13 protein-coding genes are annotated in these 14021 nt (G+C 65.5%); 7 read left to right on the top strand and 6 right to left on the bottom strand.

Annotated elements, in window-relative coordinates; genetic code table 11:
* Positions 1–10: 10 nt before the first annotated feature.
* The gene (locus tag ABB27_RS14145; RefSeq protein ID WP_057629427.1) at positions 11–3547 is read right to left on the bottom strand and encodes a hybrid sensor histidine kinase/response regulator; all 3537 of its coding nucleotides are present in this window, start codon (positions 3545–3547) and stop codon (positions 11–13) included.
* Between the two features lie 183 nt (positions 3548–3730).
* Between ABB27_RS14145 and ABB27_RS14140 the strand changes: the two genes are divergently transcribed.
* The 4 genes from ABB27_RS14140 to ABB27_RS14125 all read left to right on the top strand — a co-directional run bounded on the left by ABB27_RS14140 (position 3731) and on the right by ABB27_RS14125 (position 6220).
* Positions 3731–4429 (top strand): YceI family protein, encoded by a 699-nt coding sequence (locus ABB27_RS14140; protein WP_057629426.1) that lies wholly within the window; start codon positions 3731–3733, stop codon positions 4427–4429.
* Positions 4426–5004 (top strand): cytochrome b, encoded by a 579-nt coding sequence (locus ABB27_RS14135; protein ID WP_057629425.1) that lies wholly within the window; start codon positions 4426–4428, stop codon positions 5002–5004. The genes ABB27_RS14140 and ABB27_RS14135 overlap by 4 nt, the downstream gene beginning before the upstream one ends.
* Positions 5001–5573, top strand: coding sequence for a YceI family protein (locus tag ABB27_RS14130; RefSeq protein WP_057629424.1), 573 nt, complete (start codon positions 5001–5003; stop codon positions 5571–5573). Before ABB27_RS14135 ends, ABB27_RS14130 begins: the two co-directional genes overlap by 4 nt.
* 86 nt (positions 5574–5659) lie before the next feature.
* The gene (locus ABB27_RS14125; RefSeq protein WP_152984596.1) at positions 5660–6220 is read left to right on the top strand and encodes a DUF922 domain-containing Zn-dependent protease; all 561 of its coding nucleotides are present in this window, start codon (positions 5660–5662) and stop codon (positions 6218–6220) included.
* Positions 6221–6232: 12 nt separating this feature from the next.
* Here ABB27_RS14125 and ABB27_RS14120 read toward each other — a convergent pair whose 3' ends face one another.
* Positions 6233–6451: a glutaredoxin family protein gene (locus tag ABB27_RS14120; RefSeq protein WP_057629449.1), complete on the bottom strand. Its 219-nt coding sequence runs from the start codon at positions 6449–6451 to the stop codon at positions 6233–6235.
* 96 nt (positions 6452–6547) lie between these two features.
* Here ABB27_RS14120 and ABB27_RS14115 point away from each other — a divergent pair, with 96 nt between their 5' ends.
* From ABB27_RS14115 to ABB27_RS14105, 3 genes are all read left to right on the top strand, one after another.
* Complete coding sequence (locus tag ABB27_RS14115; protein WP_057629422.1) at positions 6548–7930, top strand: L-serine ammonia-lyase; 1383 nt, start codon at positions 6548–6550, stop codon at positions 7928–7930.
* Positions 7896–8573, top strand: a complete 678-nt coding sequence (locus ABB27_RS14110; protein ID WP_152984595.1) for a hypothetical protein — start codon at positions 7896–7898, stop codon at positions 8571–8573. The genes ABB27_RS14115 and ABB27_RS14110 overlap by 35 nt, the downstream gene beginning before the upstream one ends.
* Positions 8574–8682: 109 nt before the next feature.
* The gene (locus ABB27_RS14105) at positions 8683–9558 is read left to right on the top strand and encodes a hypothetical protein (protein ID WP_057629420.1); all 876 of its coding nucleotides are present in this window, start codon (positions 8683–8685) and stop codon (positions 9556–9558) included.
* 4 nt (positions 9559–9562) lie between these two features.
* On the opposite strand, the gene rarD is transcribed toward ABB27_RS14105, so the two are convergent.
* The 4 genes from rarD to metX all read right to left on the bottom strand — a co-directional run bounded on the left by rarD (position 9563) and on the right by metX (position 13988).
* The gene (gene rarD, locus ABB27_RS14100; RefSeq protein ID WP_057629419.1) at positions 9563–10444 is read right to left on the bottom strand and encodes an EamA family transporter RarD; all 882 of its coding nucleotides are present in this window, start codon (positions 10442–10444) and stop codon (positions 9563–9565) included.
* A 204-nt stretch (positions 10445–10648) separates the two neighbouring features.
* A complete protein-coding gene (locus ABB27_RS14095; protein ID WP_057629418.1) occupies positions 10649–11716 on the bottom strand; it encodes a homoserine dehydrogenase family protein in 1068 nt (355 codons plus the stop codon).
* On the bottom strand, positions 11713–12963 hold the full coding sequence (locus ABB27_RS14090; RefSeq protein WP_057629417.1) for an O-succinylhomoserine (thiol)-lyase: 1251 nt from the start codon (positions 12961–12963) through the stop codon (positions 11713–11715). The genes ABB27_RS14095 and ABB27_RS14090 overlap by 4 nt, the downstream gene beginning before the upstream one ends.
* Positions 12960–13988, bottom strand: coding sequence for a homoserine O-succinyltransferase MetX (gene metX, locus ABB27_RS14085; RefSeq protein WP_057629416.1), 1029 nt, complete (start codon positions 13986–13988; stop codon positions 12960–12962). Before metX ends, ABB27_RS14090 begins: the two co-directional genes overlap by 4 nt.
* Between the last annotated feature and the right edge of the window lie 33 nt (positions 13989–14021).

Below are 14021 nucleotides of genomic sequence, written 5' to 3'. Positions count from 1 at the left end.
TGTGATGCCGCTATTGTGCCTGTCTCTTGCTGAGCGCCAAGGCCTCGGCAATCGCATCGACCAACATCCGCCCGGTCACCGGCTTGCGCAGGAAGCCAACCATGCCCGCCGAACGTGCCAACTGTTCGGCCTGGCTGTCAGCGCGTGCGGTCACCGCGATCAACGGCAACATATGCCCGGAACCACGCAGCTGGCGTGCCAATGCAATCCCATCCAGCGCCGGCAGATCCAGATCGAGCAGGCCGATGTCAAAGTCCTGCCCTGCCGCTTCAGCCAGTGCCGCCAACCCGTGCGGGGCATGCACCACCCGATGGCCACGTGCGGCCAACAAACCGGTAATCACCTGCGCCACGGTAGGGTCATCCTCAACCAGCAGTACGTTCAGCGCGCGCGTGTCGGCAACCGGTTCGACCGAGCCTGCCGTGGCAACATTGGCCGGCTGCCAGGGCAACGGCAGCTCCAGTACAAACCGGGCGCCCTCGCCCAACCGGCTTTCGACCCGGATGCTGCCACCCATCGCCATCGCCAACTCCTGGCAGATCGCCAGGCCCAGCCCACTGCCGCCATAGCGTGATGCTGTGCGGTTGCCATCGGCCTGCTCGAAACGCTGGAACAAGCGCGTCTGCTGCTCGGCGCTGATGCCCGGGCCGCTGTCGGACACGCTCAAGGTGATGCCATCGCGGCCCGGATGCAGCTGCGCGGCCACCGCGACCTTGCCACGCTCGGTGAACTTGATGGCGTTGCCCAGCAGGTTCATCAGAATCTGCCGCAGGCGCATGGCATCGCCCACCACCATCACCGGGGTCGGGAACGGCGCTGCAGATTCAAACCGCAGCCCCCGGCGCTCCGCCATTGGCGCCATCAAGGCGCTTACTTCCTGCAGCAAGCGGCCAAGATCAAACGGACGGTTGTCCAGCTCCAACCTGCCCGCCTCGATACGGGCCAGATCCAGCGCGTCGTTGACCAGGCCCAGCAGGTGCGTACCGGCCTGCTGGATCGCGCCGGCGTAGCGCTGCTGACGATCATCCAGCGACGTGCCCAGCAGCAGTTCACTCATGCCCAGCACGCCGGTCAACGGCGTGCGCACCTCATGCCCCAGCGTCGCCAGGAAGCGGGTTTTCGCCTGCGATGCCTGTTCGGCAAGTTCCTGCTTGTGCACCGCCAGCTGCCATTCGCTGCGCCGCCGCACCCGCCGCCGATAGGCAAACACCGCCGCCGTCGCCAGCAAGGCCAGCAACAAGGCCCATAGCGCCAACGCCCAGTTGCTGCGCCACCAGGGCGGCGCCACTTCAACCAGCAGCGTCTGTGCATTGGTCCATGGCCCATCGGCGGCGGCCGCCTGCACGTCCATGCGGTAACTGCCCGCCGGCAGGCGTGATACCAGCCGTTCGCCATCACTGCCCAGATCCACCCAGTTCTGGTCGTAACCGTCGATATGCACACGGAAGCGATGCCGCGCCGGATCCACGTAGGACAGCAGCCGGCCGGTCACGCGCAGATCGCGATCATTGGGGCCAAGCTGGATCAGCGGCCCTTTCAAACGCTGCTCGCGGGCAGCATCGTCGCGACGCACACCCACCGATTCGATCACCAGCTGCGAGCCCACCGGCGCGGCGACCTTGGCATCCGGGTTGAAACTGAGCAGACCGGTGGCCGACACCGCCAATGCCCGGCCGCAACCCGCATGTGACGGTGGCCGTGCAGTGAACTCGGTATCGCTCAGGCCATCGCCTTCTTCCAGCATCCGCACCCGTGATGCGCCCGGCTGCCACCACAGCAGCCCGCGCGTGGTGGTTGCCCACAGCTGGCCACTGCAGCCCACCACCAGGCCACCCATCGCCACCGCCGGCACCCCTTCATCGGCGCTCAACCGCTGGATCAGGGAAAACCCTTCGGCATCGTTGCGGTAGTGCTCCAAGGCACCATCACGTGCCAACCAGGCGGAGCCATCGGCAAGGAACACCAGGTCATAGACCATGCCGGCCGATACCCCGGGCACGTTGACGAAGCGCTGGCCATCAAACCGTTGCACGCCGGCCCCGCCGACCAGCCACAGGCTGCCATCGCTGCCAAGGCGCAGTTGTTCGACCAGTTTCTCAGGCAGGCCGGAGGCCTCGCCCTGCGGATAGTCGGCCAACAAGCGGCCGTCCGCGGCGCGGTGCTGCAGGCCGTAGTTGATGATCGACAGCCACATGCTGCCGTCAGGCGCCAGACGCATAAGGTCCGCGCGTTGCGCCGGATCGTCGCCCACTCCCAGATCAAGGCGCCTGGCCTGCCCATCGGAGGGTCGATACAGGGTGAGGCCACCGGCGCGGCCCAGCCAGATCACCCCATCGCCACCGCGCTGCACCGACCAGATACTGCCGGGGCCAAGCTGCGCCTCGCCGGCCAGCTGCGACAACTTGCCCGCCCCGTCCAGCTGATACAGGCCGTGCCCGCCAACCACCAGGAAGCCATTGCCGTCGGCGGCCGAATTGATCAGATACAAGCTTTCCAGCGATTTGCCATTGAGCTGGTAGTGGCTGGAAAAACGCGACCAGTCCGGTCGCAGATAGGCCATGCCCTGGGTCAGCAGCGCCGTCCAGATGCCGCCTTCATGATCCTGCAGCAGATCCAGCACACCGCTGTTGCCGGTGAGAAAGCCGCTGCCGCCATCGCCTTCCAGCAACTGCATGCGCTGCCCATCGCCGCGGTACAGACCATTGGAGCTGCCCATCCAGTAGCGGCCATCGCGATCATGCAGCACCACCGCCGCGCGGGTCTGCGCCGCTTCCGGCCATGGTGCGGGTGCTACCTGGCCCTCGTCCGAGACCCGGTAAAGGCCGGCGTCGGTGCCGGCCCAGATACCGCCGTCACGGTCGCCGCTCAGGCGGATCACGTCCTTGCCGGCGAGCAGTGGCGACTGCACCGTCGCGAACCCGTCGCCACGTTTCCAGCGCACCAGGCCAGAGGTGGTGCCGATCCAAACGCTGCCGTCCTTGCCTGGCAGCAGGGCATAGATGGTGTCGTCGGGCAGGCTGCGCGGGTCCTCGGGCCGGTGCTGATAGCGGCTTATGCGGCCGTCGGCATGCAACAGGCAGATGCCGCTGCCACTGGTGCCGACCCACAGATCGGTGCCCTGCATGGCCAACGCCCAGACCTGCTGGGTGCAGATAGCCTCAAGCTCGGCGAAGCGGGTGAAGCGCTGCCGGCCGGCATCCAGCATCGACAGGCCCGCACCGTTGGCGCCGACCCAAACCCGGTCCTGCGCGTCAATCAGCATCGTCTCCAGGGTATTGCCCGGCAGCGACCCGGATACCTGCGGGTCGTGCCGCCAGACCCGTAGATGGGCGCCGTCGTAGCGCGCCAGGCCATCGTCGGTGGCGGCCCAGACATAGCCCTGGCGGTCCTGCGCCAGCGCAAGCACGGTCCGCGAGGGCAGACCTTCAGCCACGCTCAGCCGCCGCATGCGCGGTGTTTCGGCCAGATCCAAGGCCATGATCCCGCACGGCCATGCCAGCAGCCCTGCCAGCACGCACCGCAATACACCCCGAAGAATCCGTTTCATCAACGCTCGACACTCCCCATCGCAAGCTGCTTGCAGCGACCTCCACCGTCGGCGACTGTAGCGCCGGTGCCCGGCCCCGGCAAAGTCACCCAAACCGACTACGTAACAAACCGTTGCGCAATATGCGCACAAACCGTTACCTGCATACGCCTAGAATCCCCCTTCCCGATCTGGAGCCCGACCTTGCTGCCACGCCTGCTTCTGCTGATCTGCAGCCTGCTGCCCGTTGCCGCCCTGGCAGCGAACGAGCGCTATCGGCTCGATCCTGTGCATACCCGGGTGTTGTTCGCCATTGACCACGCAGGCTTCTCGCAGGCCCTGGGCACCGTGTCCGGCAGCGAGGGCGTGCTCGACTTCGACCCACAGGATTGGACCACGGCCCGGCTTGACGTGGTCGTGCCGATCACCCGGCTTGATCTGGGCGATGGCAAATGGAACCAGGCCACGCTGGCGCGCAACCTGCTGGATGGCGAGCATTTCCCGCAGGCACGCTTTGTCTCCACCCGCATCGAACCGATCGATGCCAACCATGCCCGCGTGTTCGGCCAGTTGACCCTGCGCGGCGTCAGCCGCGAGGTGATGCTCGACGTCACCCTCAATGCACTCAAGCGCCATCCGCTGCCGCCGTTCCGCCGCACGCTGGGCGTCTCGGCCACGGCCACCCTCAGCCGCGCCGATTTCGGCATCAGCGCATGGCCGTCGGTAATAGGCGACCAGGTCGCACTGCGCATCGAAGCCGAAGCCGTGCGTGATGCCGGTGCCGAAGCAGCACCGGCAATTCCCGCACCGGCAACCACCACAGACAACAGCCTGGACGACGCCGCCGAGGCGGCCCTGAAAGCCGCCCAGGACGCCGCAACCCAAACGGAAACCCATCCATGAGCCTGAAAAACACCGCCCAACGCTGGGGCAGCGTCAGCAAGAGCCTGCATTGGCTGATCGCCCTGCTGATACTGGCGCTGGGTATTGTCGGCCTGACCATGGGCGAGTTCCCCAAGACGCCCAAGTACTTCTGGATCTACACGATGCACAAGTCGATCGGCATCAGCGTGCTGGTGCTGGTGGCAGTGCGACTGGCATGGCGCCTGTATGCCGGCGCACCGGAGCCGGTGCCGGGCACGCCGGGTTGGCAGGAACGCATTGCCTCGGCCACGCATTGGGCACTGTATGTGCTGATGTTCGCCATTCCGCTGGCGGGCTGGTTGTACGACTCGGCCAGCGGGCTGCGCCCGTTCAAGCTGTTCGGGCTGGTTGAAATGCCCAAGCTGGTCGCCCCGAGCGAACAGCTCAGCCAGGTATCCCATGCCATCCACGAATGGGGTTTCTGGGCGCTGATCCTGCTGGTGCTGGCGCATGCCGGCGCAGCGTTCTATCACCACATTCATCAGCGCGATGCCACGCTGACCCGCATGCTGCCGCAAGGCTGGCTCAACGCTTCCCAGAAGGATTCCGCATGAACATCAAACTGACCTCTCCCGCCGCCGTTGCCGCCGCACTTGCCGGCATGCTCGCCATCGCCCCGGCGATGGCTGCCGACTACCAGCAGGCCCCCGGCAACGGTTCGATCCTGGTGTTTGCCAGCAAGTACGACGGTGAAGTGTTCACTGGCAGCTTCCCGGGCTTCCAGACCGAAGTCAGCTTCGACCCGGCCAACCCGGCCGCTGGCAAGCTCGACGTGACCATTCCGCTGGCCGGCGCCAAGAGCGGCAACAACGACCGCGACTCCACCTTGCAGGGCGCGGATTTCTTCAACGTGGCCCGCTTCGCCCAGGCCCGCTATACCGCCAACGGTTTCCGCGCGTTGGGCAACAACCAGTTCGCTGCCGACGGCACTCTGGAACTGCGCGGCATCAGCAAGCCGGTCACCCTGACCTTCACCTGGGCAGCGGGCGCACAACCGGTATTGACCGGCAAGGCAACGGTCAAGCGCCTGGACTTCGGCGTGGGCGGCGGCGACTGGGCCGACACCAAGACCATCCCCGACGAAACTGCGATCAGCACCATCGTCAAACTCAACGCGAAGTAAGCCGGGCTGCTGCTCGCCACAGCGGTTGACACCCAGCGCGGCAGCACGCCACGCTGGGTGTCTGACATATCAAACGGATTTGTACCGTGCGTAAACCCCTGCTTCTTGCCAGCTTGCTGCTGACCGCAAGCTACCCGTTGGCAGCGTCCGAACAGCTGGATATCACCTACTATCCGATCAGCGGAAAGTCCTCGAAGCAGCTGCTGGAAGCAATGCAACAGCACGGACCTGAGGGCGATGACGGCCGCCGCTTCCACGGCTACACCCGCTGGCATGTGAGCTGGAAATACCAGACCTCCTCACGCGGCAACCGTTGCAGTATCACGTCCGTCGATACCCAGGTCACCGGCACCATCACCCTTCCGCAATGGACAGACACACAAGGCGCGACCGAGGATCTCCTGAACCGCTGGCAACACTACAGCTCGCTGCTGCGTGAACATGAGCAAGGTCACTACCAGTTCGCGCTGGACGCGGCCGCTGCAATACGCCAACAACTCATCGCCATGCCCGCGCAGGTGGGCTGCCCAAACCTGTTGACGCAAGCCAACCAGCTGGGCAGCGCATTGATCGATGAACAACGTCAGCGCGAGCTTGCCTACGACCGCGATACCGACCACGGCCGCAACACCGGCCTCAAGCTCTGAGCCACCACGCTGTCACAGCCATTGCTGGAGGGTGGCTGCATCAAACGGCCAGTCCAACTCCCTGCCGCTGGAATCACGCAACACCGGCACGCGCTGACCGTACTTCTCTTCCAGCACCTCATCGTCGTCGATGAACACACTGTCAAATTCCGGCGCCCGCGCCTGCGCCAGCACCGCCAGCGCGAGGTCACACAGATGGCAATCGTCACGCTGGTACAGAGTCAATCCCATCTGCGCACCTGTCTGGGGAATGCTGCGCTGCATACATGGCCTGCAGCAATGAACCCGTAGAATAGCGGCCATCTCATCGCAGTACGCAGAATCCGCATGTCCGTCAGCACGTTCGACCTGTTCAAGATCGGCATTGGCCCGAGTTCCTCCCACACCGTGGGTCCGATGCGCGCGGCCGAGCGCTTCGTCCATCGCTGGCTGCTGGACCCCGGCCAACTGCAGAACACGGTGCGCATCCGCGCCGAGGTGTTCGGCTCGCTGGCCCTGACCGGCCGCGGCCACGGTACCGACAAGGCCGTGCTGCTGGGCCTGGAAGGCAACCGCCCCAATGAGATCGATCCGGACATCATCCCGGCCACGCTGGAGCGCATCCGCAGCAGCAAGCGCATCAACCTGATGGGCCAGCGCGAGATCGCCTTCGACGAGAAACGCGACCTGGCCATGAACAAGCGCCAGAAGCTGCCGTACCACACCAACGGTATGCGCTTCACCGCCTATGACGCCGATGACCAGATCATCGCCACCCGCGACTACTACTCGGTGGGCGGCGGTTTCGTGGTCAACGAGGACGATGCCGCCGATGACCGCATCGTGCCCGACCAGACACCGATCCCCTACCCGTTCAAGAGTGGCGACGAGCTGCTGGCGCAGGCCGCGCGCAGTGGCCTGAGCATCGCCCAGATGATGTACGAGAATGAAAAGTGCTGGCGCAGTGAAGAAGAGATCCGCGCCAGCCTGCGCGAAATATGGGATGCAATGCAGTCCTGCGTGACCCGCGGCATCCGTTCCGAAGGCACCCTGCCCGGCGGGCTCAATGTCAGCCGGCGCGCGCCCACGCTGTACCGCGAGCTGTCTTCGCGCCCGGAAGCGGCCATGCGCGATCCATTGACCACGCTGGACTGGGTCAACCTGTATGCCTTGGCGGTGAATGAAGAAAACGCCGCTGGTGGCCGCGTGGTCACCGCGCCCACCAACGGCGCGGCCGGCATCATTCCCTCGGTACTGCATTACTACGACCGCTTCTGCCCCGGCAGCAACGAGCAGGGTGTATTCAATTTCCTGCTGACCGCTGCCGCCATTGGCATCCTGTACAAGGAAAACGCCTCGATCAGCGGTGCTGAAGTCGGTTGCCAGGGCGAAGTGGGCGTGGCCTGCTCGATGGCTGCCGGCGGCTTGATGGCCGCGCTGGGCGGCAACCCGGGGCAGATCGAAAATGCCGCCGAGATCGGCATGGAGCACAACCTAGGCCTGACCTGCGACCCGATCGGCGGACTTGTGCAGATCCCCTGCATCGAGCGCAACGCAATGGGCGCGGTGAAGGCGATCAATGCCAGCCGCATGGCCATGCGCGGCGACGGCAAGCACAAGGTGTCGCTGGACAAGGTGATCAAGACCATGCGCGACACCGGCCGCGATATGCAGGACAAGTACAAGGAAACCAGCCGTGGCGGCCTTGCCGTCAACGTCATCGAGTGCTGATCCACAGCTAGACCGGCGCTGGCCCCGCTGGGGCTGGCGCCTGCTGTTAGTTTTGTTGGCGTGGTTTGGTGCCGGCTGGCTTTGGGGCAGTTATTGGACCGCCGCGCCCGGCCAGGGTGCCATCGCCGACGATGGCGATTTCGATGTACCCGTCAACATCCACCTGCAGGAACGCTGGGCGTTGAATCTGGATTTCCATCCAGGCCGGTTGGGCAACGCCGAATTCGCGAACCACACCGCTCCGTGGAAAGACGGAACAGCCGACACCGGTCCGATCACGCTGCAATGGCGTCTATTGGCAAACGACGGGCAGCAGGTCGCCTCCGGCACCGCGCTTTTCCATCGCGTGGACAGCTGGTCGACGGCTACCGTCAGTTGTAAACAGCCCCTGCCGCCGCTCTCTCCCGGACGCTATCGGCTGGCGGGCCAGCTCAGCGCACCGCCACCGGCAGCCGCCGGCATGGATATGGCGGTGGCAATCAGAGCCCTCAACGGCAAGGCCTGGAGCAGCTGGCAGCTTGACCTGGCCTGGTGGATGGGGCTGCTCAACAGGGTGTTTGTCCTTCCTTTGAGCATCGTCCTGTTGCTGGCTCTCGTTGGCCACGCGCTATGGCAACGACGTCAGCGCGGTCGTCCGCACTAGCACAGGCGTGCTCGTAACGACTGCTCCCGATTCTCCGTGCATACGTATTGCAATATCTCCGGGCGGTACACCAGAATCGCGCATCACAACGCAGCTTCAGGGGGAGCGGATGCACGACCAAAAGGACTCTGGCGAGCAGGCACCAGTACGACGCCCGCGCTCGGCCGCACGCACCGCGGCGCCTGGCAGCGGCATGGCGGCCTTGATCAAGATCGGCCTCGCTGCGGTGGCGCTGCTGTTGCTGGCCTACTACTTCGGCAATAGAAAGCCCTCGCCAGCTGCCGATACAGCAGCCGCGACGCCTCAGACCGAAGCCACGGCGCCAGCCTCGGCCGCTGCCAGCTCCGACTCCCTGGTGATCCAGGGCGAGAAGTCCACGACCATGGCGAACATCGACGATGCGCACATGTCGGTGCAGGAAGGTGGCAGCGTATTGCGCATCGAGGGCAGCGTCGGCAGGAACTTCGCCACGCAGATGAAGGCCCTGCTGGATGCCAACCCAAGCGTACGTCGCATCGACATCACCAGTGGCGGCGGCTATGCCAATCCCGGCCTGGAAGCGGCGCGGCTGATCAACCGCAACAATCTCACCGTCCGGGTCCGATCGCACTGCGCCAGCATGTGTGTGGCGCTGTGGGCGGCTGCCGGCAATCGGCAGCTGGAAGCCGATGCGGTAATCGGCCTGCACCAGTGGAACCCGCAATGTGATGCGCGCCCTGACGAAGCTGAGCGCAAGGAGTGCCACTACCAGGTCCAGTTTGCCACCGAGCACAACTCCAGCTACAACGCCTGGCTGCGCGCGGCCGGCTTCAACCAGCGGCTGTTGAATCTGCAGTCGCAGACCGCCTCCGAAGATATCGCGGTGCTGCTGGCACCACAGCTATGGGAGAACGGCGTGGATTTCACCGCCGTCGACAGCGAGGGCAACCGAATGAGCCGCGACGCCGTAACGCAGCAACTGGCGTCGAAAGCCGCGCGCGGCTGAGCATTCAAGCAGCGCGTCGGCCCAGTTTCAGCACACCTTCCACGGCCAGCAGCGCCACTGCCAGCCAGATCGCCACATAGGTCGGCCACTGCCCGTGGCCGACGCTCTCGCCCAGCAGCAGCGCCGCCAGCATCAGCAGCACCGGCTCCACGTACGTGAGCAGCCCAAACAGGCTGAAGGACAGCATCTTCGATGCCAGCATGTAGCACATCAGCGCCACCGCGCTGATCACCCCGAGCAGCGGAATCAATACGTACAGGGACGGCTTGTGCGCCAACGCTGCCAGCAGCTGCTGGCCGTCGCCAATCGCTGCCCACCAGGCCACCGGCAGCAACAGCACCAGTTCCAGCCAGAACCCGCCCAGGTGACCGATGTGCAGATGCCGGCGCAGCAGGAAGTACGCTGGGTAGCCCAGCGCAACCAGCAGCATTTCCCAGGACAGCCCGTGGTTGCGCAGCAGCGCCCAGGCCACACCGAGCGCCGCGCTGGCCACGGCCAGCTTCTGCAGGACGGACAGGCGCTCACCGTAGACCACGCGCCCCAGCAGCACCATCACCAAGGGCAGCAGGAAGTAGCCCATCGACACCTGCAGCGCGCGGCCATGCAGCGGCGCCCACAGAAACAGCCACAACTGCACACCGACCATGCCCGCACACAGCGGCAGTGCCCACCACAGCCGGCGCTCCACCGGCAGGCGCCGCAAGGTATCTGCGATCAGGGTCTTCTCACCGCCCAGGTGCAGCATCAACGCCACCAGCGGCACTGCAAACAACACCCGCCAACCGAAGATGTCACCACCCTGCAGCGGCGCCAGCTGCGGGCTGGCGTAATACATCAGGCCGAACAGCAGGGACGCCGCCAGCGAAACCAGAACACCTTTGGACACGAACCACCTGTGGAGAAAAAGCCACCGGCAGGCGGCCGGCGCGGGATGCAAGCGCAGGCAGCTACTGCCCGCACCCCGGCATCATAGAGAGACCCTGCGCCGCCTTGCCACTTTCAAAGTCCGCGCGGCGGGATTCCCACGCACCGAGCCAATTCCAGCATTGATACAGGTCACCCGATTCGCTATCGGGTGACCTGCGATCACTCAGCGATTGACGATGTTCAGCACATCATCCAACAGCGCTGCAGCAGTTACTTCAGCGCCTGCACCCGGGCCCTGGATCAACAAGGGCTGGGTGTTGTAACGATCACTGTGGATCGCCACGCGGTTGTCGGTACCACTGCCGCCCGCCAGCGCATGGCCTTGCGGCAGGGCGCGCAGGCCAACGCTTGCACCCTGCCCATCAAGGCGGCCGACGAAGCACAGCTTCAAACCCTGAGACTGCGCCTGCTGCAGGCGCTCAGCCAACGGTGCGTCCAGCAGCGACAGCGCTGCGTCGACATCGGCAGCGTCCAGCGCGGCCAATGCCGCCGGCACCAGCGAATCGACGCTGATCTGATCCGCTTCCAGCGGCACGCCCGCAGCACGCGCGAGTATCAGCAGCTTGCGGCGCACATCTTCGCCGGACAGGTCGATGCGCGGGTCCGGCTCGGTATAGCCGGCGGCTGCGGCTTCGCGTACGCAGGCCGAGAACGGCTGGCTACCGTCGTAGCGATCGAACAACCACGCCAACGAACCCGACAGCACGCCTTCGATCGCATGCACATGGTCGCCACCGGCGACCAACGCACGGATGCTGCGCAACAAGGGCAGGCCGGCACCCACTGTCGCCGCATCACCATAGCGCGCCTCACCGGCCGCGGAGGCCGTACCAATCTGCTGTGCACGCGCCAAGGCCGTGCCATTGCCCAGCTTGTTGGCGGTCACCACATGGATGCCCTGCGCCAGCCACGGCGCATGGTCGGCGGCGACAGCTTCGCTGGCGGTGGCATCGACCACGATATCGCCCGCACGCAGCCGCCCTACTTCCTGCCGATGGATGGGCGTGTCGCCCTGCCGCTGCGCATTGCGTGCACGCGACAACGCCGCATCCGGCGCATCCTCACAGGCCAAGGCGATGCGCGAGTTGGCCACCACCTGCAGCGACGGCAGGCTCAGCTGGCGCTGCTGCAGCGCCTGATAGCGCGCAACAAAGGCCGAGCCGACCGTACCGGTTCCCAGCAACACCAGCCGCGCCTGTGGCTGTTCCAGCGGGCGCAGTACGGCGCTCATGCATCCACCGTTTTTTTACAGTTGCCAGCGGCCTGCTGCGCATCGGCGATCACCTGTGCAGCGCGTGCCAGCCCGGCCTGCAGGTCGGCGACCAGGTCCTGGCTGGATTCAATGCCCACCGAAACCCGCAGCAGGCATTCGCTGATGCCGGCGGCTGCGCGTGCTTCAGGCGTCATCGCTGCATGGGTCATGGTTGCCGGGTGCGCGACCAGGCTTTCAACACCGCCCAACGATTCGGCCAGGGTGAAGTAGTGCAGGCCATCCAGGAACGCACGCACCGCCGCATACGGATCATCGCCTTGGCAGTCAGCCAGTTCGAACGACAGCATCGCGCCGAAGCCCTTCTGCTGGCGCGCAGCCACGGCATGGCCCGGATGCGATTCCAGCCCCGGGTAGTACACCGTGGACACCGCCTCGCTGCTGGCCAGCAGGTCAACCAGCGCGCGAGTGTTTTCCTGGTGCACGCGCAGGCGCGCATCCAGCGTACGCAGGCCACGCAGGGTCAGGAAGGCATCGAACGGCGAGCCGGTCAGGCCCAGCGCATTGGCCCACCACACCAGTTGCTGGTGCACCTCGGCATCGCGTGCGATCACAGCACCACCGACCACATCACTGTGACCATTGACGTACTTGGTGGTGGAATGCAGCACCACGTCCGCGCCAAAGGCGATCGGCGTCTGCAGTGCCGGCGACAGGAAGGTATTGTCCACCACCACCTTGGCGCCGGCCTTGTGTGCGGCATCGATGACGAAGCGCAGGTCGGTGACGCGCAGCAGCGGGTTGGACGGGGTTTCGATCAGCACCAGCTTGGGCGACTGCGCCAGCGCATCGGCCAACGAACGCGGATCGGTCAGGTCAGCGGTGATCAGCTCGAAGTGGCCCTTCTTGGCCAGGGCATTGAACAGGCGCCAGCTGCCGCCGTAAGCATCATGCGGCACCACCAGGCGCTCGCCCGGCTCGAGCAGGGCGTTCAGCACCAGGTTGATCGCGCCCATGCCGGTCGCTGTGATAACGCCACCAGCGCCACCTTCCAGCTCGGCCAGCGCTTCACCGAGCAGATCGCGGGTGGGATTGCCGCTGCGGGTGTAATCGTACTGGCGCTTGTTGCCGAAGCCATCAAAGCTGAAGTTGGAGGACAGCACGATCGGCGGCGTTACCGCGCCATAAGCGGTATCGCGGTCGATGCCTGCACGAACCGCCGCCGTGGCACGGCTGCAGGAGATATCGGAAGTGGGGGAAAGGCTCATGCGGTTTCTCCGGGCAGGCGTAGGGCAGTGGCGAGGATCGCGTCGATGCGATCGGTTTCTTTGAGGAAGGCGTCATGGCCGTAGGGCGAGCGCAGCACGCGCAGGCTGCCGCGCTGGCCCAGGCCTTCAACCAGGGCGACCAGGTCCGACAGCGGCACCAAGCGGTCACCTTCAACCGCGACCACCAGGGTCGGCACGCTGACGGCAGCCGGATCAATCCGGTGCAGGTCGATGGATTCGGACAGGCGCAGGTAGGCGTCGACGCGGGTGCGCGCCACGTACTGCGCGCCAGCGGCATCGAGGTAATCCTCGGCGGCGACACGCACACGGCCATTGACCACTTCCGGCGCGGCATCGAAGCGCTCGCCGAATTCTTCCGGGGTGCGGTAGCTGAGCATGGCGAATTGACGCGCCAACGCCAGACCATGGCTTTCGGCGCACTGCAGCTGGCCCAGTGCAACCGCGCGGCGCTGCAGGGCGCGCCATGCCGAGGCATACGGATGCGGACGATGCGCGCCACTGACCGCGATCAGCTTGTGCAGACGACGCGGGTGACGGATGGCCAACTGCAGGCCGACCAGCGCACCGTAGGAATAGCCGACAACCCCATGCAGCTGTTCGATATGCAGCGCATCAAGCAGCGCTGCAACGGCATCGGCCTGGTCGGCAGTATCGATGGGTGCATCCAACGCGCCATCAGCACCAATGAAATCAACGCCAAGCAGGCGACGGCGTTGCGGGTCCAGCGCGCGGCCTACGCCAACCAGGCCTTCGGCCCAGCCTTTTTCGGCGTAGCCAGCATTGGCAGCCAGATGCCGGTGCGCGGAAATTCCACCGGCCACCAGCACCACCGGTGCGTCGGCCGCGCCAACCAGTTCGTAACGCAGGCGCAGCGCACGCTGCCCTGCGTGACGCATGCGCAGCTGCAGCTCGATCTCACCGCGTACAGCGGAAACGCCGCTGTCGGCACGATCAACAAGGGCAACGGGGGCGAGCTGGACGGCGGTAGCGGTGGCGAAACTCATGGCGGTATCCGATAAGGAGCGGCCATCGAGCTT

Origin of the sequence: Stenotrophomonas terrae (assembly GCF_001431465.1) — a bacterium.
Taxonomy (GTDB): domain Bacteria; phylum Pseudomonadota; class Gammaproteobacteria; order Xanthomonadales; family Xanthomonadaceae; genus Stenotrophomonas; species Stenotrophomonas terrae.
Note: the sequence above shows the minus strand (reverse complement) of the source record. Positions and strands in the feature narration are given on the sequence as shown.

Excerpts from the sequence above, each read along its gene's own strand:
- ABB27_RS14145 (WP_057629427.1), bottom strand. The coding sequence starts at position 3,547 with ATGAAACGGATTCTTCGGGGTGTATTGCGGTGCGTGCTGGCAGGGCTG.
- ABB27_RS14135 (WP_057629425.1), top strand. The coding sequence starts at position 4,426 with ATGAGCCTGAAAAACACCGCCCAACGCTGGGGCAGCGTCAGCAAGAGC.
- ABB27_RS14130 (WP_057629424.1), top strand. The coding sequence starts at position 5,001 with ATGAACATCAAACTGACCTCTCCCGCCGCCGTTGCCGCCGCACTTGCC.
- ABB27_RS14120 (WP_057629449.1), bottom strand. The coding sequence starts at position 6,451 with ATGGGATTGACTCTGTACCAGCGTGACGATTGCCATCTGTGTGACCTC.
- ABB27_RS14115 (WP_057629422.1), top strand. The coding sequence starts at position 6,548 with ATGTCCGTCAGCACGTTCGACCTGTTCAAGATCGGCATTGGCCCGAGT.
- ABB27_RS14105 (WP_057629420.1), top strand. The coding sequence starts at position 8,683 with ATGCACGACCAAAAGGACTCTGGCGAGCAGGCACCAGTACGACGCCCG.
- ABB27_RS14095 (WP_057629418.1), bottom strand. The coding sequence starts at position 11,716 with ATGAGCGCCGTACTGCGCCCGCTGGAACAGCCACAGGCGCGGCTGGTG.
- ABB27_RS14090 (WP_057629417.1), bottom strand. The coding sequence starts at position 12,963 with ATGAGCCTTTCCCCCACTTCCGATATCTCCTGCAGCCGTGCCACGGCG.
- metX (WP_057629416.1), bottom strand. The coding sequence starts at position 13,988 with ATGAGTTTCGCCACCGCTACCGCCGTCCAGCTCGCCCCCGTTGCCCTT.